Source organism: Curtobacterium sp. MCBA15_001, assembly GCF_001864835.1.
Lineage (GTDB): Bacteria > Actinomycetota > Actinomycetes > Actinomycetales > Microbacteriaceae > Curtobacterium.
Genome location: NZ_MJGI01000006.1, coordinates 132,989 through 156,828 on the forward strand (window position 1 = coordinate 132,989; position 23,840 = coordinate 156,828).

The window sequence follows — 23,840 nt, forward strand, 5'->3', positions numbered from 1 at the left end:
CGCACCCGCACCCGCACCCCCACCCGCACCCGCGCCCAGCGGTCAGTCGTCCTCGCCGAGCAGTTCCTCACGCACGCGGCGCACGTCCTCGAGCAGCGCGCCGATCAGGATCCAGTGCCGTGAGTTCGGCCGGATCACCTCGAGCGGTGCGGTCAGTGCCGGTCCGTCCGGCATCGCCTCCGGCTCGGCCTCGGACGTCGACGCCAGCTCGGTGGACTCGACCTGTCGGCCCAGTGCGCGCAGGTCCGCGCCGATCCGTGCCAGTTCGGTGGCGATCCGACCGACCATCGGGTCCGAGCGCAGGTCCGGCGCGGTGTTGTCGCGGATCGCCCGCGTCATGCCGGTGACCCGCGTGACCAGGACCCGCAGGTGCTCCGCGACCGCCACGTCGCGCTCGAGGATCGTGCGGTGCCGTCCGCCGCGCGGGTTCATCGTGAGCGACTCCTGCGCCGAGACGAGTGACGCCTCGGCCTGGACGTGCTGCTGTCGGAGCGCCCGGGCCCGGAGCAGTGCCTCGTGCCAGCGGTCCTGGTCCCACCCCTCGGTCAGGCCGATCGCGACCCCCTCGAACGCGGCCGCGGTGTCCCGTGCCAGGCGAGCGACGGCCAGGTGACCCGGGCGGAGCAGCACGGGCGGCACGATGACGGCGTTCACGACGAGCGCGACGACCGCGCCGAGCACGGTCTCGAGGACCCGGTCCGCCGAGTAGTTCGGCGTCACGACCCCCGCGGTCAGGACGAGCATCCCGCTGATGCCCACCTGCGTCGCCGAGGTCGGGGTGAGCCGGAGTGCCCACGCGATGAGGATCGCCACGACGATGACGAGCAGCACCACCCAGACGGCGTCGCCGAGCAGCAGGTGCGCGCCGGTCGCCAGGACCACCCCGAGGACGACGCCGGCGCTCCGTTCGAGGCCCTTCACGAACGACTGGTTGATGCTCGGCTGCACGACGAGCAGCGCTGCGATCGCGGCGAAGGTCGGGAACGGACCCTGGATGAGGAGTCGGCAGAGCAGCACCGCCGCGACCACGGCAACGGCGGTCTTGACCACCTGCAACAGGGGGGTGCGCTTCGAGCTGCGGAGGCGCGCGACCGGGTTCACCTGGCCAACGCTAGCCACGGTCCGCACGCCGAGCCGTGCACGAACGCGACGAATCCCCGTGGACACGGTTGACTGATCTCGTGTGGCCGAATCACGAGCGCGTCATCCCGGAGGCCTTCGTCGGCTCCGGGACCTCCGTCGTGGCCGCACGCGCGCACTCCGTCGAGCCGTCGGGCAACGGCTACCTGTACGGCTACGAGGTGGACACGGTCGACCGGGCCGGCCAGCGCGCCACGGTCCTGACCTACGTCGACACCGGCGGCGCCCACGACCAGAACAGTGCACTCGTCACCGACCCGGCGACGAACGAGCCGGTCTCGGTGTGGGCCTACCCGAACGACCCCGGGTTGCCGGTGCTGCCGCAGGTCACCTACCGCGACGCCGTCGCCGAGCTCCTGACCACGCTCGGGATGCCCGTGACGAACCCGACGTTGACCGTCGCGGCCTACCGTCCGGGCAAGCGGGCCGTCGTCCGGGTCGACGCCCCCGAGGGCACGCTCTTCCTCAAGGTGGTGCGACCCCACCGCGTCGCACCCATCGTCCGGACCCACGAGCAGTTCGTCGCCGCCGGACTGCCGGTGCCCCGCGTGCTCTCGAGCCGCGGCGACGGCCTGCTCGTCCTCGAACGCATCCGGGGCGTGCCGGCGGGCAGCCGCATCCTCGACATCGCCGACGACCCGCGGTTCGTGGCCTCGCTCGCCGCGCTGACGGGCCGCATCGCCACCGTGCCGATGACCCAGCAGGCGCGCGCCGACGCGATGGACCACGCTGACTGGCACCGCCGCACCCTGGTGGCCGCGCTGCCGCAGGACGCGCCGCAGATCGACGAGCTGTACGACGCGATCGGGCGACGCTCGATCGGGTGGGCCGCCGCGACGAAGCAGGTCGTGCACGGGGACCTGCACCTGGAGCAGGTCTTCGTGGACGAGGCCGAGCCGTGGCGCATCTCCGGGCTGCTCGACATCGACACGGCGGGCTGGGGGTACCCGGTCCGCGACATCGGCGCGGTCGTGGCGCACCTCGTCGTCACCGGACTGTGGCACCGGTCCCGCGGTGATGCGGACCGCGGTGCCGCCGCGGAGCGGCTCGCCGACGCGATCGCGCGGGACTGGGCGGCACGGAACCCGGTCGAGGCGGAGCGCCTGGGACCGGCCATCGGCGCCCAGCTGCTCGCCCATGCGGGTGGCCAGGCCACCACGGGCTCCGCGAACGGGATCGCCACCGCCGAGCAGCTGCTGGCGGCGACACGTGCCGCACTCGCGGTGCCGGCCCCGAGCCTCCCGTCCGACCCCGCGGCCCGTCCGCGTTCCGCACCCCTGCCCTGACACGCGCGTCAGGTCCGACCACGCGCGTTCCGTCCCATGGCGCGCGCGATGGAACGCGGAAACGCGCGTGGCCGGTCGGAAGAAACGGCCGACTACGCGCGTTCCGACCACCCATGCGCGACCCGGCCCGTGATGGTGCGGGGAGCGCTCTGGTGGGAGCGCTCTGACGGGAGGCCCGACGCGCGCGGGGAGCGCCGACTCGCCTCCGGCGGTGGTCCGGGAGTAAACTGACCGCGCACGCACCGCGTGCCCGCCCGTCGCGTCGATTCCGGACACGGCGGACGACCGCTTGGTCGACGTGGGCACCGGGTCCGCGACCGCCGCCGGACGACCACCGTCCTGCAGTGGCGCGTGCGTGCAACGGCGCTGGATCCTCCGCGCAGACCGTCGCATCGGCTCAGGCGTCACCCGGCGCCCTCGGTGGAGCGGTCGCACACACGTCGTGGGGGTCGGCGGGCCACGGTGGCCCGCTGCCGGCATCGGTGCGACGGACGCACCGACGAGACTTCCGCCCGGACGGGCGGCTCGCCCCGGTCGCGGGGCGGAACAGGAGGAGCCTTGGCTCGATCAGGCACGCGGCGTGCAGCCGGTGGGACGCGGACCGCGTCGCGCCGGACCCGGCCGCTCGACAACGACGGCGTCATCCCGGTGCTCGCCCGCGCGGTGCGCGAGGTCGAGGCCGCTGCGCAGCGCGGTCCGCTCAAGGCGACGAACCGCACCAAGTTCCAGGCGGTCGCCCTGCTCATGCGCGAGGAACGCGCACGGGTCAAGGCGGACCCCGAGCTGACGGACGCGCAGCGCGCCGAGCAGATGAAGCGGCTCGACGGCGTGGCGACGATCCTGGCGAAGACGGCCGCGCGGGACACCAGCGTGATCCAGCTGCTGACCGAAGAGGCCTCGGTCTCCGAGGCCACCCGCACCGTCAAGCGCGACATGATGATCGCGGGCGGCGTCGAGATGCAGCCCGAGGACCTGGTCATCGCGGCAGAGCCCGCCGCGGTGTCGGTCGCCCAGGAGCGCGCGGTCGTGCCGCAGGCGGTCGTGCAGCGGCAGCTGGCGAACCCGTTCCTGCCGCCGGACTTCGCGCTCGCGGACCAGCCCGTCGCGCACCCGCGACGCCTGGCGAACTGGGAGCTGTTCGGCCCGCTCTTCAAGTCCTTCGAGTACGGCGCGGGCGGGGGCGCGGCGTCGATGGCGCTGCCGGACCCAGGGTCCCTCGACACGCTCTCGGGCACCACGCTGATGCCGCACCAGGCCGAGCTCGTCGCCTCGGCGGCGCAGGGTCACCGCACGTTCCTGCTCGCCGACGAGCCGGGCCTCGGCAAGACCGCGCAGTCGCTGCTGGCGGCCGAGGCGGCGAAGGCGTACCCGCTGCTGGTCGTCGTGCCGAACGTGGTCAAGACGAACTGGGCGCGCGAGGCCGCCCGCTGGGTGCCGAACCGGCGCGCGACCGTCATCCACGGCGACGGCGACGACCTGGACGGCTTCGCCGACGTCGTCATCGTGAACTACGAGATCCTCGACCGGCACGTCGGCTGGCTCGGCGCGTTCGGGTTCAAGGGGATGGTCGTCGACGAGGCGCACTTCATCAAGAACAAGGACTCGCAGCGATCCAAGTTCGTGCTGCAGCTCGCCGAGAAGATCCGCGCACGCACGGCGGCGCCGCTCATGATGGCGCTCACCGGCACCCCGCTCATCAACTCGGTCGAGGACTTCCGCACGATCTGGGAGTTCCTCGGCTGGATCGACGACAAGAAGCCCCGCGCGCAGCTCATGAACGAGCTCGAGGACATCGGCCTGACCCCGGCCGACCAGGGCTTCTTCTCCGAGGCCCGTCGTGCCGTGATCGACCTCGGCATCGTCCGGCGCCGCAAGGTCGACGTCGCCGCGGACATCCCCGCCCGCCGCATCGCCGACATCCCGGTCGAGCTCGACGGCGACGAGGGCCGTTCCATCCGCGACGCCGAGCGCGAGCTCACCGCGAAGCTGGTCAAGCGGTACCACCAGGCGCTCGACGCCCGCACCGGTCAGGCACCGGTCGAGGGCATCGACCACAAGCTCGTCCGCCAGGTCGCGCGGTGGGAGCTCGAGGACCAGGACGCGTCCTCGACGGGCGAGAACGTGTTCTCGATGGTGCGGCGCATCGGTCGTGCCAAGGCCCAGCTCGCGGCGGACTACGCGGCACAGCTGGCGTCGAACGTCGGCAAGGTCGTGTTCTTCGCCAAGCACCTCGACGTGATGGACCAGGCCGAAGAGGTCTTCGCCCGCCGGCACCTGCGCACCGCGACCATCCGCGGCGACCAGACCCCGGCCCAGCGCACGGCCGAGATCGACTCGTTCGTCAACGACCCCGACGTCGCGGTGATCGTCTGCTCGTTGACCGCGGCCGGCGTGGGCCTCAACCTGCAGGTCGCGTCGAACGTCGTCCTCGCCGAGCTGTCGTGGACGAGCGCCGAGCAGACCCAGGCGATCGACCGCGTGCACCGGATCGGGCAGGCGGAACCCGTCACCGCGTGGCGCATCATCGCCGCGCAGACGATCGACACCAAGATCGCCGAGCTCATCGACTCGAAGGCCGGGCTCGCCGCTCGGGCGCTCGACGGGTCCGACGAGGAACTCGTCGACTCCGGCGACATCCAGCTCGACGCGATGGCGGCGCTGCTCACCGAGGCGCTCGGAGGCTGACGCGGGCGGCCGGTCCGCCGCCCTGGCATCGCGCCCCGACACGAACATCGCGCCCCGTTGTGACGGGGCGCGATGTTCGTGCGGGGGTGCAACGGCGCAGACGGCGGAGCCGCGAGGCCGGCGGCCAGCCGGCGGCCGGGTGCTCCGGGGCCCGTCAGATGCGGGACTGCACCTCGGCCAGCGAGGGGTTCGTGGCGGTGCTGCCGTCGGGGAACACGAGGGTCGGCACGGTCTGGTTGCCGCCGTTGACCTCGGCGACGAGCTCGGCGGTGCCCGGGGTGGCCTCGATGTCGACCTCGGTGAAGGGCACGCCGGCCTTGGACATCTGGTTCTTCAACCGGGCGCAGTACCCACACCAGGTGGTCGTGAACATGGTGACGGCGCCGGCCTGGGGCACGAACGCGTCGCGGGTGATCGTCTCGCTCATCTGCACAGGCTACGTCCGCTGGTCGGGAGTCGCCGGTGACCCCTGGTAGACAGGGACGTGTGACGGACACGCACCTCGAGATCGAGCGCACCTACGACCTGCCCGACGCGGCAGCCCTGCCGGACCTGATCGGGGTCGGCGGTGTTCTGCAGCTCGACCACCAGGACCCCTTCGAGCTCGACGCCACGTACTGGGACACCGAGCGGTACGACCTGGTGGCATCGCACGTGACCGTGCGTCGGCGCACCGGTGGCCACGATGCCGGGTGGCACATCAAGCGCGCCGCGTCCGACACGGTCCGGCACGAGCAGCACTTCCCGCTCACGGACGACACCGACACCGTGCCGGAGGGCGTCCTGGCGGCACTGTTCACCGAGCGCCGCGGCCGCGGACTCCGGCCTGTCGTGCAGATCACGACGACCCGGACCGTCACCCGGCTGCTGGACGAGGACGGCGACCAGGTCGCCGAGCTCGCGGACGACCGCGTCAGCGCCCAGCGGCTCGACGCCGACGCGCCGGCCGACCCGCGCACCTGGCGCGAGATCGAGGTCGAGACCGCCCCCGGCATCGACGAGCAGGTCGCGCACGAGTTCCTGGCATCCGTCGACGGACGCTTCGCGGCCGTCGGGGCCGGCCCCGCCGCGGTCGCGTCCAAGCTGGCACGTGGGCTGGCCGGAGCACCCGCACCGCGCCTCCAGACCGAGGACAAGCCAGACAAGGGCACCACCGCCCGCATCCTGGCCAAGCGACTCCGCAAGCTGCGCGCAGCGCTCCTCGCCCAGGAGGCCCGGCTGCGGTCCGGCGAGAACGCCGAGCTCCGTGAGACGGCCGACACCACCCTCGAGATCGCCGCCCTGCTGCAGACGTACCGTCCGGCGTTCCCCGCCGACGTGACCGTCGACCGCGCGGTCGACGGCGCGAACGCCCTGGCCGAGGTCGCAGCACGCGCGGCGCTCGCCGAGTACCTGGTCGACCGCCTGCCGCGGGCGACGAGCCCGGCACAGGACCTGCTGGTCGACGCCATGACGCGCGAACGGATCCTCGCAGCCACGCGCGAACGCCGTGACGAAGCCGTGCGTGACGTGGTCACCGCGCTGCACGGTGAGCCGTTCCTGGAGCTGCTCGACGCGCTCGACGACGCGGTGGAGCGTCCGGCGCCGACCGCGTGGTCGCTCCGCTCGCCGAAGAAGGTCGCGCAGGACGTGACCGCGACGGTGAAGCCCGAGGTCCGCGAGCTCGTCCGGAACGCCGTCGCGGACGACACCTCTGACTCCGCAGCCGAGCGCGAGGCAGCGGACCGGGCCGCGACCGAGCTGGCGTGGCAGGGCACCATGCGCGCCCGGTTGGCGATGGACGTCCTGGGCGACGACGCCTTCCCGCACGCGCTGTGGAAGCGCATCGGCAGCGCGGCCGACGTCCTCACCGAGCGGGTCCGGTCGCTGTGGGCGCTCGACGCACTCCGCACGCTGGCGGCGGTTGCCGACCGCGCGGGGGAGAGCACCTTCGCGTACGGCGTGCTGGCGGGGGACCGCGTCCGCCTGGCCGAGGAGTCCTACGACGAGGCGGTGCACGCGCTCAACCGCGTGTGAACGGCGACGGGGTGCGGTACTGCTCACACCGAGCAGGCCGCACCCCGTCGTCGCGTCCGGTCAGGCGCCAGGGGTCCCGTCGGCCAGGGCCGTGTCGTCTGCGTGGCGCGCTGCGTCGTCCTCGGCGAGGCCCAGGGTGTCGAGGATCCATGCGATCTCGAACGCGCGCTCGCGCCACGACGCGTACCGTCCGCTGACCCCACCGTGCCCGGCCGACATCTCCGTCTTCAGGAGCACGGGCGCACCGACCTCGCGGAGCTTCGCGGTCCACTTCGCCGGTTCGACGTACAGCACGCGGGTGTCGTTGATCGAGGTCGCGGCCAGGATCGCCGGGTACTGCACGTCGTCGCGGACGTTCTCGTACGGCGAGTACTCGCTCATGTAGCGGTAGACCTCGGGGTCGTGGAGCGGGTCGCCCCACTCGTCCCACTCGATGACCGTCAGGGGCAGGTCCGGGTCGAGGATGCTCGTCAGGGCGTCGACGAAGGGCACAGCCGCGACGATGCCGGCGAACCGGTCCGGAGCGATGTTGGCGACGGCGCCCATGAGCAGCCCGCCCGCACTGCCGCCCTCGGCCACCAGACGGTCGGCGGTGGTGCGACCCGTGGCGATGAGGTGGTCGGCGACCGCGACGAAGTCGGTGAAGGTGTTCTTCTTCGTCAGGGTCTTGCCGTTCTCGTACCAGTGCCGCCCGAGCTCCCCGCCCCCGCGCACGTGGGCGACGGCGAACACCACCCCGCGGTCCAGCAGGGACAGCCGCATCACGCTGAAGCCCGGGTCGATCGAGTGCTCGTAGGAGCCGTACCCGTACAGGTGCAGCGGCGCCGGGGCGTCGGTGTCCACGGCGTCGCGGCGCCAGACGAGCGAGATCGGCACGCGGGTGCCGTCGGCCGCGGTGGCCCAGTCGCGCTCCTGCACGTAGTCCGCCGGGTCGTACCCGCCGAGCACCGGCTGCCGCTTGAGGACGGTGACCTCGCCGGTCGCCAGGTCGAGGTCGCTCACCTCGGACGGGGTGACGAACGAGGTGAAGCCGATCCGCAGGGTGGGCTGGTGCCACTCGGGGTTCCCGCCGAGCCCGGCCGAGAACAGGGCTTCGTCGAAGGGGATCTCCTGTGCGTCGCCGTAGCCGTCGCCCTCGAGCGGGATGATCGCCACGCGGGGCAGGGCCTCGGACCGGTACTCGAGCGCCAGGTGACCGGCGAACGCGTCCACCGACTCGATGCGGCGCTCGGGGTGGTGCGCGACGACGACGCGGCGGTCGTCCGTCGAGGTCGGGTCGTCCGCGGGCACGTCGACGAGCTCGAAGTTCTCGGCGCCGTCGTTGTGGAGCACGAGCAGCCGGTCGCTGCCGCCGACGATGGCGTGTTCGACCTCGTACTCGACGCCCTCGCGCCGCGGCCAGACGACGTGGAACTCGCCCGTCGGGTCGGCGGCGTCGAGCACCCAGGCCTCCGACGTGATCTTCGAGCCGAGCTCGATGACGATGTACTGCGACGACCTGGTCACGCCGACGCCCACCCAGTAGCGGTCGTCGGGCTCCTCGAAGACGACGACGTCCTGGGACGCCGGGGTGCCGACCGTGTGCCGCCAGATGCGGTCCGGTCGCCAGGAGTCGTCCACCGTGGGGTAGAAGACGTACCGGCCGGAGGGGTCGAAGGTCGCGCCGGAGCCGGTGTTCTCGACCACGTCGTCCAGGTCCTGCCCGGTGGCGAGGTCGCGGACGTGCAGGGTGTACCGCTCGTCACCGGCCACGTCCACGCCGTAGACCAGGCGGGTGCCGTCGTCCGTGATGTCGTAGGACCCGAGCGAGAAGAAGTCGTGGCCCTCCGCCAGGGCGTTGCCGTCGAGGACGACCTGCTCACCCGGCAGCGTCGCCGCTCCCTCGTCGAGCGTGGGCGGGGTCCAGTCGTCCGGGCCGGAGATCGGCGCCCGGCACTGCACGCCGTACTGGCTGCCCTCGCTGGTGCGCGTGAAGTACCACCACGAGCCCATCCGCACCGGCACGGAGAGGTCGGTCTCCTGCACGCGGCTCTTGACCTCGGCGAAGACCCGCTCGCGCAGGTCGGCCAGGTGGTCGGTGGAGGCCGCGGTGAAGGCGTTCTCGGCCTCGAGGTACCGGAGCGTGTCCGGTGACTCCTTGTCGCGGAGCCATTCGTAGTCGTCCACGAAGTCGATGCCGTGGTGCGTTCGGGTGATCGGCCGCTTGTCGGCGGTCGGCGGGGTGGTCGGTCCGTGCTCGTCGCTCACCCGACCACCCTAGGCCGCGCGCCCCTCGGAGAGCCGACCGCCCGGTGCCGCGTGGAGGTGCCGGAGCATCGCGTGCTCGTGCACGGCGGTGGCGACGCGGGTGCCGAGCGCGTCGAGTTCGTCCGCCACGTCGACCACGAGCCAGGCACGGTTGCGGCGGCGCGTGGTCACCGGGCGGAGTCGGCCCGCGCGGACCAGGTCGTCGACGAGCCGCTCGGTGGTGGTCCCGTTCGTGCGTGCGAGGGTGTCCGCGTGCTCCTCCGTCAGCACGGCGTCGGCCAGTGCAGCCGACGCCGCCGTCGAGGACGCTGCCCACGCGGCGTGCTCGTCGAGCACCATCGCCGTCATCGCGGCCTCGTCACACGCGATCCCCACGGCGACCGCCAGGTCCGCGACGAACCCGTGCACGGAGCCGGACCGGAAGCGCTCGAGGTGCGCGAAGTACCGCGCCCGGTCGGCCACGAGCGCGGTCGCGACCGGAGCGGTCACGGTGGCGGTCAGTCCGCGCCGCCGGAACACCGCACCGATGAGCGCGCGACCGACGCGCCCGTTGCCGTCGGTGAAGGGGTGGATCGACTCGAACTGCGCGTGCGCGATCGCGGCCTGGGCGACGGGGTGCAGGTCGTCGCGTGCGGTGAACGCGAGCAGGTCGTCCATCGCCGCGGGGACGAGCTCGGGCGGCGGCGGGACGTACGTGGCCCGGCGCGGGGTCCTACCGCCGCCGATCCAGTTCTGCACGGTGCGCCACCGACCGGCGTCAGGTCCGTCGAGCGGATCGTCGCGGAGCAGGTCGTGGTGCGCCCGGAGGACCGACGCGGCGGTGATCGTCCCCGACGCCGCGTCGTCCTGGAGCCGTCGGACCGCGGCGGTCGCGGCGACCATGAGCGTCGCACTGCCGTTCGCGCGCGACCCGACGACCGCGCGGGCGTAGTCGGCCAGGTCGGCGTGCTCGTCCTCGATCCGGGACGACGCCACGGCTTCGGTCCGGGCGAGCACGGCGCCGAGGGGTCCGAGGCGGTCCCCGTGCTGCCGGTCGAGGGTCCGGAGTGCCTCGGCAGCGCGGTCGAGCAATGGGAGGTCTACCGCCAGGGGCACGAACCGGACGTCGGCGATCGGCGGCGGCAGGGAGACGGTCACGGACGTGGTCAGGCGGTCGGCGCGGTCACCCCGCACCGTGCTCCGCCACGGCCGCGTCGCGATGCCGTGCGCCGGCAACTCGGGCGGCCCGGGCAGGAGGTGCACGGGCACGAGGCGCACGGGCGAGAAGTGCGCGGGCGTGGTGTGGTCGTCGGTCATGGTCCCCCCCTCCCCGAACACGCTAGGGACCGCTCGGCACAGCGACCAAGCTCACGAAATGTTGTACACCGACTCGGCAGAGGGCTCGGACTAGCGTGGACGACATGACTCGCTCCTTCGTCGTCACCGGCGCCCACGTCGTCCCCGTCACCGCCCCCGAGTTCGACGGGGGCGCGGTCGTGGTCGAGGACGGCCGCATCACCGCGCTCGGCCCGGACGTCACCGTGCCCGACGGCCTCCCCGTCGTCGATGCGGCAGGCGCCTGGCTCGTCCCCGGCCTGGTGGAGTCGCACGGCCATGTCGGCATCCACGAAGAGGCGAACGGCCCGGCCGGCAACGACACGAACGAGATGACCGGACCGAACATGGCCGGCGTCCGCGCGATCGATGCCGTGGACATCGACGACGAGGGCTTCCGGGACGCGCTCGCCGGCGGCATCACGAGCATCGTCGTCAAGCCGGGCTCGGGCAACCCCATCGGCGGGCAGACCGTCGCGATCAAGACCTGGGGCGGTCGGACCATCGACGAACAGCTCATCTCCGACGCCGTCAGCGTCAAGAGCGCCCTGGGCGAGAACCCCAAGCGTGTCTACGGCGAGAAGGGCCAGACCCCGTCGACCAGGCTCGGCGTCGCGAAGGTCATCCGCGACGCCTTCGTCGAGGCGCAGCACTACCGCGCCGCCCGGGCCGCCGCCGAGCGCGGGGACGAGCCGTTCGCCCGCGACCTGACGAAGGAGACACTGGCGCGGGTGCTCGACGGTGAGCTCGCCTGGGACCAGCACGTCCACCGCCACGACGACCTGGCCACCGCGATCCGCCTCGCCGAGGAGTTCGGCTACCGGCTCGTCGTCAACCACGGCACCGAGGCGCACAAGATCGCCGGGGTCCTGGCCGAGAAGGACATCCCCGTCATCTACGGGCCGCTGTTCACGAGCCGGTCCAAGGTCGAGCTGCGGGACCGCGGCATCCCGCACCTGGCGGCGCTCGCCGCAGCCGGGGTCCGGGTCGCGATCACGACCGACGCTCCCGTGGTGCCGATCAACATGCTGGTCGACCAGGCCATCGCCGCGGTCAAGGAGGGCCTGCCCCGGCAGACCGCGCTCGAGGCGCTCACCGTGAACCCGGCGACGTTCCTGGGGTTCGGTGACCGTGTCGGGCAGCTCGCCGTGGGGCACGACGCCGACCTGGTGCTGTGGTCCGGCGACCCGCTCGACGCCACGAGCCGCGCGACCCGCGTCTGGATCGAGGGACAGCAGGTGTACACGTGGGCCGACGGCGTCGGCACCACCGTCCCGCGCTGGTGACTGCCTGGAGGCCCGGTGCAGGTCCGACGGACCGGCACCGGGCCTCCAAGCAGTCCGGTCAGGACTCGCGCGCCAGCAGGAAGTCGTTGATCCGCTCGGTCATCGCCAGGTCCATCGCGCGGTCCTCGCCGTCCACCGTCCGGATCGGCGCCGCCTGCCGGACGCTCGACACCAGCCACAGCGCGTCGGCGGCGTGCAGGTCCGCGAGCGTGACGAGCTCGTACGCGGTCTCGATGCCCTCGCCCTCGGCGAAGCGGAACACGTCCGCCTGCGTGGTGCCGGCGAGGATCCCGATGTCGGTGCGGGGCGTGACGAGCCGGCCTCCGACGGACATGACGAGGTTCGCCCGCGTCCCCTCGAGCACGTAGCCGTCGGTGGTGAGGAAGAGCGCGTCGTCGGCCCCGCGTCGCGCTGCCTCGCGCAGTGCCGCCATGTTCACCGCGTAGGAGAGCGTCTTGGCGCCCTGCAGCAGCCACGGCGAGGTGCGTTCGACGTCGTGCCGGTAGCCGCGGTCGAGGGTGACGACGGAGATCCCCTCGGTCCGGGCGGCGGTGGAGTCGCCCGACGCCGCCGCGTAGACCCACCCGGTCGGGCGGCCGGAGCCCTCGACGCCGCGGGTCAGGACGGTCTTGGCGAAGGCCTCGCGCACGGGGTCGAGTTCGGCGCAGACGGCCTCGATCGCACGACGCCAGGCGTCGAGGTCCGGCAGCGGCAGGTCGAGCATCCCGGCGGAGCGGACGAACCGCGCCAGGTGTGCCTCGAGGGCCTGCGGGCGACCGTCGACCACGGTGATGGTCTCGAAGACGCCGTCGCCGCGCACGATGCCGAGGTCCTGCACCTCGATCTGGTGCTCGAGCGGTGCCTCGAAGGTGAACGCGTCGGCGGAGGGATCGTGCGCCGCGGCGTCTCGGGAGGGCTGGTTCAGGACGGCGAGCACGGTTTCGGTCATGCGCCCATCCAACCGCAGCGGGGAGCGGGGCGGGTCAGGACTGCTCGGGCAGTGCGCCCATGAGCTTCCACACCGTGCTCGTGAGCTCCGGGTGCTGCAGGGCGATCCGGCGCAGGCGGTGGTACTCCTCGCCGAGACGGGTGCCCTGCCCGGACGCAGGATGCGCCGACCACTGCGCGCTGCGCTGCCCGATCGCGGCGTCGAGCTCGAGGGCCTCTTCGCGCAGGATGAGCACGACCTGCTCGTCGACGGTGGGCAGCAGGTGCATGAACTCCCACGGGTCGTCGCCCTGCCGCGACCGGTGCTCGACGATCATCGAGATCTCCTCGGCAGCCTCGGCACGCAGCACTTCGAGGCTGCGCCCGAATCGCCGGTGCTCAGCCACGACGCCCCCGCAGCACGCCTGCCATGGATCGAGCGTACGCCAGTTCGTCGGCCACACTGGACAGGTGACCGAGCGCGACGAGACCAAGAACCAGCACCCCCGCGTCGTCGTCGTGTACCTGCTCCGCGACGGCGCCGACGGCCCCGAGGTGCTGCTCGGCGAGAAGCGTCGCGGGCTCGGGACCGGCCGCGTGGTGGGTCCGGGCGGCAAGCGCGAGGGCGTCGAGACGGCGGTCGAGACCGCCGTGCGCGAGGTCGCGGAGGAGGTCGGCCTGCGGCTCGACCCGGCCGACCTGGAGGCGCGTGGCACGTTGGACTACCGGTTCCCGTACCGTCCGTCCTGGTCCCAGGTCTCGGACGTCTTCGTCTGTCGGCGCTGGTCCGGCACGCCGACCGCGAGCGCCGAGCTCGAGCCGCGGTGGATCCTCGTCGACGCCGTCCCGTACGACGCGATGTGGGACGACGCGCGGTACTGGCTCCCCGAGGTGCTGCGGGGTGGCACCGTCACGGCACGGTTCACGTTCGCCGAGGACAACGCGAGCGTCGCCGGGTTCACCGGCGCGGGCGTCGACGCCGGCCGCGCACCCCGGTAGCGGGCCACTGCGGCATGTCGCACCGTTCAGCGGGTTCCCGCAACCGCCCCCGCGGTCGCTCGGAACGACCGCAGCACGCGGGTTACGGTCGGTCGACCACCGACCGTCGATGCACCGTGAAGGGGACCCACGTGCTCATCTCCACCGGAACCCGAGCCGACACGACGCCGCCCGCGCGGCCGTCCGCCGACTCGAGCTCCCTGTCCGACCACCGGGGCGCCGCCGTGCCCGAGACCTCGCTGCTGGCGGGCCTGACGGAGGTCGCCGCGCGCGTGCCCGATGCGCTCGCGGTCACGGACGAGCACCTGTCCCTGACCCACGCCGAACTCGACCGGGTGTCCCGCGCGGTCGGGGCCCTGCTCGACGAGCGGCTCACCCCGGACGACCACAGCGGCCTCGGTGTCGACGTGCCCCAGGGCGGCGCGTCCGTCCCCGTCGGCGTGCTCGTCACGCACGGTGTGCCCTCGGTCCTGTCCATGCTCGGCCTGGTCCGGGCCGGCCGCACGATCGTCGCCCTCGACCCGTTCCTGCCCGAGGCCCGACTCCGCCACGTGATGCGTCTGGCCGGCATCGTCGACGTCGTGGCGGACCAGGCGCACGCCGAGCAGGCGGCGACCCTGGTGGCGGACCGGGGGACGGTCCTCCCGTTCGGCCCGCTGGTGGCCGAGGCCCGCGCGATCGCCGCCTCCGACGTCGTGATCCGCAACGTCCCCGTCGCGCTCGAGCGGCACGGCCGCGACCCGCTCGTCATCATCTTCACGTCCGGCTCGACGGGCGCACCCAAAGGCGTCGTCATGACGCACCGCCAGGCGATGGCGGACACCGTCGCCGAGCGCGAGGTCTTCCGGTTCACCACCGAGGACCGGATGGCCTCCGTCCTGCCGCACGGCTTCTCGGCCGGGTTCTCGCTCGTGATCTCCGGGCTGCTCGCGGGTGCCTCGCTGCACGTCGCGGACCCGCGTCGCACCGGCGTGGAGGGCCTGGCGACCTGGATACACGACGCCGGCCTGACGACGCTGCACACCACACCGCACCTGGTCCGCTCGATCGTCGGTGCGCTCGAGACCACCGACGACCGGCTCCGCGACCTGCGCATGGTCGCCACCGTGGGAGAGGCCGTCACCGGCCCGGACCTGGCAGCGCTCCGGCCGCTCCTCGGCCCGACGACCTCGTTCTGCAACTGGACCGGGTCGAGCGAGACCAACGTCTACGCCGTCAACGAGATCCGCGCCACGGACCCGGTCCCGGAGCGGAGCATCCCGTCAGGACGCATCGTCGCAGGCAAGCGGATCGTCCTGCGCCGCCCCGACGGCAGCATCGCGGACGTCGGCGAGTCCGGCGAGATCGTCTGCATCTCGGACGCCATGACGAGCGGCTACTGGGGCGCCCCCGAGACCACCGCGACGCGTGCGGGCGTGTCCGACGACGGCACCCCGACGTGGGCCGTCGGCGACCTCGGCCGGTTCGACGAGGAGGGCCGCCTCACCCTGCTCGGACGCGCCGACGACGCCGTGAAGGTGCGCGGCTACCTGGTCGAGCCGAGCGAGGTCGAGTCGGCCCTGCGGACCGTGGACACGGTCCAGGAGGCCGCGGTCGTCGCCGTCAAGGCGCCGCCGGCCCCGACGCGGCTGGTCGCGTACGTCGTGACCAAGCGCGGCCGTCGGTCGGCGTCGCCCGCCGCGATCCGCAAGGCGCTGCGGGACATGCTCCCCGACTACATGGTGCCGACGGCGATCGTGCCGCTGGCCGCACTCCCGCGGAACGAGCGCGGCAAGGTCGACCGGGCAGCGCTGCCCGAGGCGCCGTCGCTCGCGATGACCCTCGGTGAGGGCGGCACCGCGATGCCGGACGCCGACACGTACGACCAGTGGGAGCTCGCCGTCGCGCAGATCTGGTCCGAGGTCCTCGGGCTGCCGTCGGTCGGACCCTTCCAGCTGCCGGCCGTCGGGCTCGACAACGACTTCGCGGCCCTCGGCGGGGACTCGCTGTCCGCCGAGGAGATGCTCGCGCTGGTGAGCGACCGGCTGCACGTCGACCTGCCCTCGACCGACCTGCTCGAGCACCCCACCGTCCGGACGTTCGCCGCCCGGGCACGACTCGGTGCGACCGCGGTCCCGAGCCACCCGGACGTGATGACCCTGGCGGACGCCGGCGACTCGACGAAGCCGCCGCTGTTCTGCGTCGCCGGCGCCGGTGCGCTCGGCCTGACCTGGGCGGCCCTGTCGCGCCGGCTCGGGGACCGGGCGGTCCACGCCTTCCAGCAGCACGGTCTCGAGCGCCGTTCGGTGCCGGACTGGAGCGTCACCGCGATGGCGAAGCGCTACATCGAGCTCATGCGCGTCGTGCAGCCGCGCGGGCCGTACACGATCGCGGGGCACTCGTTCGGTGGCCTGGTCGCGCTCGAGATGGCGTCGATCCTGACCGCGGCGGGCCAGGAGGTCCAGCGCGTGGTGCTGGTCGACACCTACCTGCCGGAGCAGACCGCGGAACAGGTCGACAAGGTCGAGTTCGGCCAGCTGGACCTCGGGCGGAGCACAGCGGCACCGCGGCGTGGCCTCCGCCGGTCCGTCGCCGACCGGACGGCGTTCGTGCGCGAGCGCGTGGTTGCTCCGATCGGGCAGATCGGCCGTCGTGCCCGTGCCTACGGTGCCGGCGTGTTCCGGTGGCAGGGACAGCAGCAGTTCCGCGCCTTCTTCGACCACGCGGTCGTGGTCTCCCGTCGCTACCGCCCGCCGGTGTACACCGGTCCGGTGACGCTCGTCATCGCCGACGGCAACGACTCCGGCGCCAGCCGCTGGGCGCCGTTCCTGGTGGCCGGCGCGGACGAGGTCCGGATGCACAGCGAGCACAGCTCGGTGCTGCGGGAGCCGTACGTCGGCGAGCTCGCCGACGTGCTCCGCGACCAGCTCGGCTGAACCGACCCGCGAGCGTCAGCGCCCGTGGGCGTCAGCGCGTGCGGGTGCTGCCCGTGCGCGCCTGTTCGGCCGCGGCGATGACGTCCGCGTCGCCGCTGCGGCCACCGAGTGGCCGGACGAAGAAGTCGACGATGCCGACGGCGATCGCGCCGACCATGGCGAACATCGCCCACCCGACGAACAGCCCGGCGGTGTTCCGACCGTCGGCGGGCGCCAGCACGACGCTCGCGATCCAGAGGACCGCGGTCAGCGCCAGCAGCGCGACGACGACGGTGACGAGCAGACGGTGCCAGGCGGTACGGGTCATGATCGGCCCAGGATACCGCTGACGGTCACCGTGCCGCGTGCCGGTGCCGCGGGTGCTCGTCCGGACCGGACGGGGCTCCGGACGCGTCCGCGTCGGCGGCCGAGCGTGCGCGCGGACCCGACCCCGGGCCTCCCGTCCGACCGCCGACCGGCTGCCGGTCCGTCTGCCGCACGACCGGGATGCGCCCGGTGGTCACCGGTGCGTTCTCGAGTCCGTCGCGGCCGCCCGTGAAGACGTCGCCGCTCAGGCGCTCGTCCTCCCAGTCGTCCTCGCGCAGGACCTGCAGCGTGCCGGTCTCGGTGGAGGACAGGCCGTGCCGTTCGAGCTCGACGTCGCGCTGCTTGCCGAGGAACTCGCGGTTGGCGGTCTGCGCGTCCTGGAACATCGTGGTGCGCCCCGTGACGATCGCGCGGATCCGGCGGCGCTCCCAGAGCATCTTGCCGAAGTACATCAGCACCAGGCCGGCGCCGGCGTAGCAGGCCATCGTGATGAGCCCGCGTGCCGGGCCGGGGCCGACGCCGTAGACCTGGTGCTTGATCATGTCGACCATGCTCGAGCCGACCACCACGTTGTTGAGCCACGCGAACGGCTCCGGCATGAACCACTTCGGGTACGCGCCACCGGAGGACGGCATCGACAGGAAGACGAAGCAGATCATCGCGGGTGCGGCGATGAAGCGGCCGACGAAGTAGCTCAGCCCGTTCACGGCCAGGCCGATCGCGACGATCCAGCCCCAGGCGATGAGGACCAGCTCGATCCAGTGCCCGTGGATCGCACCGACGACCGGGCCGGCGAGGGTGTTCGTGATGAGCGAGATGACCAGGCCACCGACGACGATGACGGCCATCCGCACGCGGTGCCGGAGCGGTCCGCCCATGATGCCGATGAACATCGCGACCATGTAGCCGCCGATGCACCACGCGAGCATCACGTACATCGGGACGGTGCCGTACTCGTCGTAGGCGGGCAGTGCGGCGAGCTCGGTGATCTTGGGCGTTGCCACGCCGATGCCGGTCAGCACGGCCGACAGCGTCGCGGGGACCAGGCTCGCGACCTGGAACTGGTGGGCGCTGGCCTTGAAGAACTCGTTCGCGGACGGGTCGTACGCCACCGCCATCGACCCGGCCAGGACGTCGCGCTTGGCGGCGACCAGGGAGTCGTAGGTGTGGAAGACGAACTCGCCCGGCAGGGCCTTCTGCACCGCGGCGACGAGCGTCGGGTCACTGCCGATCAGCGCGATCGGCACGTCGTGCGGGTGCGGGGCGTGGAACGCGAAGACGTAGCACAGGCAGAAGCCGACGATGAAGAACAGCGGCATCCAGAGCTGCAGGCCGATGAGCTGCAGGGAGGGGTGCAGCGTGCTGAACCAGCGGCGGTACGCGCTGATCTTCTGCGGTTGGGGCACCGGGGCCTGACGACGACGCGTGGCGTGCCCGGAGCCGGCGACCTTGGCGCCGCGGCGGGGCTTCGTCCCGCGGGCGGAGGGGCGGGTCTGGCGCGGCTTCGGGGGCGTCCCGGTGCGGTCCGGGGTGTCGCTGTGTTTCGGGACGTCGTTCCGCGGGGTGCTCACTGGCGCGCTGTGCTCCTGGTCTGGTGTGGTCCGGCTGGGTGCGGTCAGGATACGCCGCGGGCCTGACCCCGGTCCGGGTCGCGGCGCCGGCCGCGGTCCGGGCTACGACCGGCTGCGGGAGGCCTGCGCCGAGTCCATCGCGAGCTCTTCGGCGTCGAGCGTCACGAGCACGCGCCGCATCACCTCTTCGTCCAGGTTGCCCCGCTCGCGCTCCTCGAGCACGATCTCCCGCCGCCGGTCGAGCAGCTCACGCCGGATGTCCTGGATCTGCGAGCCTCGGAGCCGCACGCTCGTGTTCCGGTCCTCGGACTCCTCTTCCTCGGCGTCCTGCCGGAAGACCTCGGCCTGCCGTTCGAGCCGGGCCTTCAACCGGGTGACGACGGTGTCGATCGCCTGGTCGCCGTACTGCTTCGCCCACTCCGACCGCCGCGCGTCGAGCAGCTCGATCGCGGCCTCGGTCGTGCGCTGGTTGAGCCGCATCTCGCTGCGGATGTCCTCCTCGCCCTCGGCCGGGTCCTGCACCTTGAGCGACCGGATCACGAACGGCAGCGTGAGCCCCTGCAGCAGCAGCGTGCCGACGGTGACGATGAACGCGATCACGAAGATGGTGTCCTGCGCCTTGATCTGCACGGGGCTGGCCACGACGGACACTGCGGCGGCCAGGGTCACCACGCCGCGCATGCCGGTCCACGAGATGACGGTGAGCTCGCGCCAGTTCAGCTTCGGTTCGGCGGAGCCACGCATCCACCGCAGCCACCGGTGCCCCCGGGACAGCCGGATGCGCAAGGGTCGGAACCACCGGCCGTTGAAGCGGTTGCGGACGTAGGACTCGAAGACGAAGAGCGGCCGGACGACGATCACGACCGCGAGCACCACGACGGCCGCGGTGATCGTCTGCCCCAGGCTCCGTTCGCTCTCGACCAGGTCCTGCACCACGGTGTTGAGCTGCAGGCCGATGAGGGCGAACACGAAGCCCTCGAGGATCACGTCGATGCTCGTCCACAGCGGGCGCTCCTGCAGCCGGGTCGCGTAGCCCTCCTTCGGCGAGTTGTAGCCGATGTAGAGTCCGGCGGTGACGACGGCGATGACCCCGGAGCCGGACAGGTCCTCGGCCAGGATGTACGCCACGAACGGCAGCAGGATGCTCATGATCGTCTCGACGACCGGGTCGTTGATGCGCATCCGGATCCAGTGCACGAGCACGCCGAGGACGATGCCGACCGCCAGCCCGACACCGATCGCCAGGCCGAAGATGCCCACGTCCTGCCAGATCGTCAACGAGGTGCCTGCGGCGATGAGCGTGAACACCCGCACGAGGGTCAGCGACGCCGCGTCGTTGATGAGGCTCTCGCCGGACAGCACGGTCATCACCCGGCGGGGGAGTCCGAGCTTCCGGCCGATCGCAGCTGCGGACACCGCGTCCGGCGGGGCGACCACGGCTCCGAGCAGGATCGCCGCGGGCCAGTCCATGTCGGGGATGATGATGTAGGCCGCCAGGGCCACCGCGAGGGCGGTGATGATCACGAGGAAGATGCCGAGTCGTCGGATCTGCTTGATCGACTGCTGGAAGCTCTGCCACGACACGTCGAGCGCCGCCGAGTACAGCAGCGGGGGCAGGATCACCGTCAGGATCAGCTCGGAGTTGATCTCGATGTGCGGCAGTCCGGGGATGAAGGACACCGCCAACGCGACCGCCGTGACGAGCAAGGGGGCCGGCAGTCCCTTGGCCCGAGCGAAGCCCGTCACCACCAGGGATCCGACCAGCAGCAGGAGGAGCTCGGCGATGTCCATCTGCTCATTCTCCCATCGGCATGCTTCCGTTGCTGAACGATCGTGAAGCCGAGGTGAACGGCAGGTTGCCGATCGGGTTTGCCCACGGGCCGCTCATGCGCGACACTTGCCCGCGGTGGACATCACACTCATAGTCGTCCTGGTCATCGCGTTGGCCCTCTTCTTCGACTTCACAAACGGTTTTCACGACACCGCCAACGCGATGGCGACACCGATCGCAACCGGGGCCATGAAGCCCAAGGTCGCGGTCACGGTCGCCGCGGTGCTCAACCTCGTCGGTGCGTTCCTGAGCACCGCCGTCGCCACGTCGATCTCCCACGGGCTGATCAACGAGGGCCCCGGTGGTGTGGCGATCAGCCCCGAGATGATCTTCGCCGGACTCATCGGCGCGGTCGTCTGGAACATGATCACGTGGCTGCGCGGCCTGCCGTCGTCGTCCTCGCACGCGCTCTTCGGCGGGCTCATCGGCGCGGCGATCGTCGGTGCCGGGTTCCAGTCGGTGAACTACGTGGCGCTGCTGACGGTGGTGATCATCCCGGCCTTCCTGTCGCCGGTGATCGCGGCCCTGGTGTCCCTGCTGTCGACGCGCATCGCGTACCGGATCACCCGTCGTCCGGTGTTCCCGAACGAGCGCGGCGGCTTCCGCATCGGTCAGGTGTTCACCAGTTCGATGGTGTCGCTCGCGCACGGCACGAACGACGCGCAGAAGACCATGGGTGTGATCACCCTGACGCTGATCGCCTCCGGTGCGCAGTCGGCAGACCAGGGCGTCCAGTTCTGGGTCGTCGTCGCCTGTGCGCTCGCCATCGCGCTCGGCACCTACACCGGCGGCTGGCGCATCATCCGCACGCTCGGCTCGGGGCTCACCGAGATCCGCGCCACGCAGGGCTTCGCCGCCGAGGCGTCCACCGCGGCCACCATCCTCGCCTCGAGCCACCTCGGCTTCGCGCTGTCGACCACGCAGGTGTCCTCTGGGTCGATCATCGGCGCCGGCCTGGGGCGTCGCGGCTCGAAGATCCAGTGGTCGACCGCCGGCAAGATCGTCATCGCTTGGTTCATCACGCTCCCCGCCGCTGCGGCCGTCGGCGCCGTGGCGTCCGGCATCGCCCGCTTCGGCATCATCGGGCTGGTCATCGACGCGGTGGTCGGTGCCGCGGTCATCCTCGGGCTGTACCTCTGGTCGCTGCGCAAGCCGCACGGGCAGGCCTCGGCGATCGAGGTCGACGTCGCCGCGAACGCGGTCTACACCCGCAAGGAGCTCCGCGACCTGCAGCGCAAGAAGCGCGCCGAGAACGTCGCCGCCCGCCGCGCCGAGCTCAGCCGCGAGCGCACGCTCCGCCGCATGGCCGCACGCAAGGGAGGACGCCGCTGATGGGCATCGCCACGGACTGGCACCGTTTCGCCTTCCTGATCCGAGGAGATCGCTGATGGGCATCGACTGGTTCGCCTTCTTGACGGTGGCGATCGTCGCCGTGGTCGCGTCGTGCTTCGTCGTCGCGGTGTACTCCGTGGGCCTGCGCTTCTGGAGCGCCGCCGACACCCGCGCCGGCAAGTTCACCGTGAAGGAGGACGGCACGATCGGCCCCGCCACCGCCGGCTTCCCGAACCCGCAGGGTGCGTCCGGCGCGGTCCGCGGCCTGCGGGCCCTCGCGGTCACCTGCTTCGTCGTCTGCGGCGCAGCCGTGCTCTACGGCATCTACCTCATCGTCCCGCAGTTCCACTGACGCGGGTCGGCGTCGGACACGACGCAACCGCCTGGAGGCCCGGTGCCGGTCCGACGGACCGGCACCGGGCCTCCCGTCGGTCCGTCCACAGCCTGCGCGCCAGACGGACCGGCCGGACGGTGGGGCGCTAGCCTCGTGGGGTGAACCACGACGAGGAGGCGCACGTGAGTGCTGGTACCCGGACCGAGACCGATTCCCTGGGCTCGAGGGAGGTGCCCACCGACGTCTACTGGGGCATCAACACGCTCCGGGCGCTCGAGAACTTCCCGATCACGAGCGTGCCGATCGCGGTCTACCCGGACCTGATCGAGGCCCTCGCCACCGTGAAGCAGGCGGCTGCCCGGGCGAACAAGGCGATCGGGGTGCTCGACGAGGAGCGCGCCGACGCGATCGACCGTGCTGCACAAGAGGTCCGCGACGGGGCCTTCCGCGACCAGTTCGTCGTCGACGTGGTGCAGGGTGGTGCCGGCACGAGCACGAACATGAACACGAACGAGGTGCTGGCGAACCGGGCGCTGGAGATCCTGGGGCGGGAGAAGGGCGACTACGCGTACCTGCACCCGATCGACCACGTCAACCGCAGCCAGTCGACGAACGACACGTACCCGACCAGCGTCAAGATCGCGATGATCTTCAGCGTGCACCGGCTGATCGACCAGCTCGAGCAGCTGTCGGAGGCGTTCGCCGAGCGGGGCGTCGCGTTCGCTGACGTCCTCAAGGTCGGGCGCACGCAGCTGCAGGACGCGGTGCCGATGACCCTCGGGCAGGAGTTCACCGGGTTCTCGCACACCATCCAGGAGGACGTCCTCCTGCTCCGCAAGGTCACACCGCTGCTGGCGGAGATGAACCTCGGTGCGACCGCCATCGGGACGGGCATCACCGCCGACCCGCTGTACCGCGACGAGGTCCGACGCCAGCTGCAGCACGCCAGCGGCATCGACGTGGTGACGGCCCCCGACCTGATCGAGGCGACGAGCGACGCCGGCGCGTTCATGACGCTGTCCTCCACGGTCAAGCGCAGCGCCGTCAAGCTCTCGAAGATCTGCAACGACCTGCGGCTGCTGGCCTCGGGCCCGCAGGCCGGCTTCGGTGAGATCACGCTGCCGGCGCGCCAGGCCGGGTCGTCGATCATGCCGGGCAAGGTCAACCCGGTGATCCCGGAGGTCGTCAACCAGATCGCGTTCGCGGTCGCCGGTGCGGACACCACGGTGACCATGGCCGCCGAGGCCGGGCAGCTGCAGCTCAACGCGTTCGAGCCGATCATCGCGCACTCGATCCTGCAGTCGCTGCAGTGGATGACCCGAGGCTGCGCGACGCTGCGCGAGCACTGCGTCGTCGGCATCGAGGCGAACGAGGCCAAGCTCGCGGCGCAGGTCGACACCAACGTCGGCGTCGTCACGGCCCTGACGCCGTACATCGGCTACGCGGCGGCGGCGTCGATCGCGCACACGGCGCTCACCACCTCGACGCCGATCTCGACCCTGGTCACGGCGGCCGGGCTGATGGACGAGGACCAGGTGCAGCGCGTGCTGAGCCCGGCCCGGCTGTCGGGCATCGAGCTGGCGACGGGTGCCATCCCGGTCATCACCGAGGAGATGCTCGACGCCGAGGCCGAGCGCCGGAACTAGCAGGC

Annotated in this window: 18 protein-coding genes; 9 read left to right on the forward strand and 9 right to left on the reverse strand. The window is 72.0% G+C overall.

The window, feature by feature from the left end; translation table 11 throughout:
• Positions 1 to 42: 42 nt before the first annotated feature.
• Positions 43 to 1,101, reverse strand: coding sequence for an aromatic acid exporter family protein (locus BIU90_RS03340; RefSeq protein WP_071298813.1), 1,059 nt, complete (start codon positions 1,099 to 1,101; stop codon positions 43 to 45).
• A gap of 80 nt (positions 1,102 to 1,181) precedes the next feature.
• Between BIU90_RS03340 and BIU90_RS03345 the strand changes: the two genes are divergently transcribed.
• Entirely contained in the window at positions 1,182 to 2,426 is a 1,245-nt protein-coding gene (locus tag BIU90_RS03345) for an aminoglycoside phosphotransferase family protein (RefSeq protein WP_071298814.1), read from the forward strand.
• Positions 2,427 to 2,984: 558 nt separating this feature from the next.
• Positions 2,985 to 5,111: a DEAD/DEAH box helicase gene (locus BIU90_RS03350; RefSeq protein WP_071298815.1), complete on the forward strand. Its 2,127-nt coding sequence runs from the start codon at positions 2,985 to 2,987 to the stop codon at positions 5,109 to 5,111.
• 154 nt (positions 5,112 to 5,265) lie between these two features.
• Here the strand turns inward: BIU90_RS03350 and BIU90_RS03355 are convergent, their stop codons facing one another.
• Positions 5,266 to 5,538 (reverse strand): mycoredoxin, encoded by a 273-nt coding sequence (locus tag BIU90_RS03355; RefSeq protein WP_071298902.1) that lies wholly within the window; start codon positions 5,536 to 5,538, stop codon positions 5,266 to 5,268.
• 59 nt (positions 5,539 to 5,597) lie between these two features.
• Between BIU90_RS03355 and BIU90_RS03360 the strand changes: the two genes are divergently transcribed.
• Positions 5,598 to 7,127 (forward strand): CYTH domain-containing protein, encoded by a 1,530-nt coding sequence (locus BIU90_RS03360; protein ID WP_071298816.1) that lies wholly within the window; start codon positions 5,598 to 5,600, stop codon positions 7,125 to 7,127.
• A gap of 60 nt (positions 7,128 to 7,187) precedes the next feature.
• On the opposite strand, the gene BIU90_RS03365 is transcribed toward BIU90_RS03360, so the two are convergent.
• On the reverse strand, positions 7,188 to 9,374 hold the full coding sequence (locus tag BIU90_RS03365) for a S9 family peptidase (protein ID WP_071298817.1): 2,187 nt from the start codon (positions 9,372 to 9,374) through the stop codon (positions 7,188 to 7,190).
• Between the two features lie 9 nt (positions 9,375 to 9,383).
• Positions 9,384 to 10,670: a Fic family protein gene (locus tag BIU90_RS03370; RefSeq protein WP_071298818.1), complete on the reverse strand. Its 1,287-nt coding sequence runs from the start codon at positions 10,668 to 10,670 to the stop codon at positions 9,384 to 9,386.
• A gap of 104 nt (positions 10,671 to 10,774) precedes the next feature.
• Here BIU90_RS03370 and BIU90_RS03375 point away from each other — a divergent pair, with 104 nt between their 5' ends.
• Entirely contained in the window at positions 10,775 to 11,974 is a 1,200-nt protein-coding gene (locus BIU90_RS03375) for an amidohydrolase (RefSeq protein WP_071298903.1), read from the forward strand.
• A gap of 58 nt (positions 11,975 to 12,032) precedes the next feature.
• On the opposite strand, the gene BIU90_RS03380 is transcribed toward BIU90_RS03375, so the two are convergent.
• Entirely contained in the window at positions 12,033 to 12,923 is an 891-nt protein-coding gene (locus tag BIU90_RS03380) for an aminodeoxychorismate lyase (RefSeq protein WP_071298819.1), read from the reverse strand.
• A gap of 34 nt (positions 12,924 to 12,957) precedes the next feature.
• Positions 12,958 to 13,239, reverse strand: a complete 282-nt coding sequence (locus BIU90_RS03385) for a tryptophan synthase subunit alpha (RefSeq protein WP_254786940.1) — start codon at positions 13,237 to 13,239, stop codon at positions 12,958 to 12,960.
• A 133-nt stretch (positions 13,240 to 13,372) separates the two neighbouring features.
• Between BIU90_RS03385 and BIU90_RS03390 the strand changes: the two genes are divergently transcribed.
• The gene (locus tag BIU90_RS03390; protein WP_071298821.1) at positions 13,373 to 13,900 is read left to right on the forward strand and encodes an 8-oxo-dGTP diphosphatase; all 528 of its coding nucleotides are present in this window, start codon (positions 13,373 to 13,375) and stop codon (positions 13,898 to 13,900) included.
• A gap of 131 nt (positions 13,901 to 14,031) precedes the next feature.
• Positions 14,032 to 16,815, forward strand: coding sequence for a non-ribosomal peptide synthetase (locus BIU90_RS03395; protein WP_175470123.1), 2,784 nt, complete (start codon positions 14,032 to 14,034; stop codon positions 16,813 to 16,815).
• A gap of 31 nt (positions 16,816 to 16,846) precedes the next feature.
• Here BIU90_RS03395 and BIU90_RS03400 read toward each other — a convergent pair whose 3' ends face one another.
• From BIU90_RS03400 to BIU90_RS03410, 3 genes are all read right to left on the reverse strand, one after another.
• Complete coding sequence (locus BIU90_RS03400) at positions 16,847 to 17,122, reverse strand: hypothetical protein (RefSeq protein WP_071298823.1); 276 nt, start codon at positions 17,120 to 17,122, stop codon at positions 16,847 to 16,849.
• A gap of 25 nt (positions 17,123 to 17,147) precedes the next feature.
• Entirely contained in the window at positions 17,148 to 18,692 is a 1,545-nt protein-coding gene (locus tag BIU90_RS03405) for an ABC transporter permease (RefSeq protein WP_071298824.1), read from the reverse strand.
• Positions 18,693 to 18,794: 102 nt separating this feature from the next.
• A complete protein-coding gene (locus BIU90_RS03410) occupies positions 18,795 to 20,483 on the reverse strand; it encodes a sodium:proton antiporter (protein WP_071298825.1) in 1,689 nt (562 codons plus the stop codon).
• A gap of 115 nt (positions 20,484 to 20,598) precedes the next feature.
• On the opposite strand from BIU90_RS03410, the gene BIU90_RS03415 reads away from it, so the two are divergent.
• The 3 genes from BIU90_RS03415 (at position 20,599) to BIU90_RS03425 (ending at position 23,835) form a co-directional block, all read left to right on the forward strand.
• Positions 20,599 to 21,855, forward strand: coding sequence for an inorganic phosphate transporter (locus BIU90_RS03415; RefSeq protein ID WP_083403655.1), 1,257 nt, complete (start codon positions 20,599 to 20,601; stop codon positions 21,853 to 21,855).
• Between the two features lie 55 nt (positions 21,856 to 21,910).
• Positions 21,911 to 22,207 carry a hypothetical protein gene (locus tag BIU90_RS03420; protein ID WP_071298827.1) on the forward strand — a complete coding sequence of 99 codons (297 nt, stop codon included), beginning with the start codon at positions 21,911 to 21,913 and terminating at the stop codon, positions 22,205 to 22,207.
• A gap of 140 nt (positions 22,208 to 22,347) precedes the next feature.
• Positions 22,348 to 23,835, forward strand: a complete 1,488-nt coding sequence (locus BIU90_RS03425) for an aspartate ammonia-lyase (RefSeq protein WP_083403656.1) — start codon at positions 22,348 to 22,350, stop codon at positions 23,833 to 23,835.
• The last annotated feature ends 5 nt before the right edge of the window (positions 23,836 to 23,840 follow it).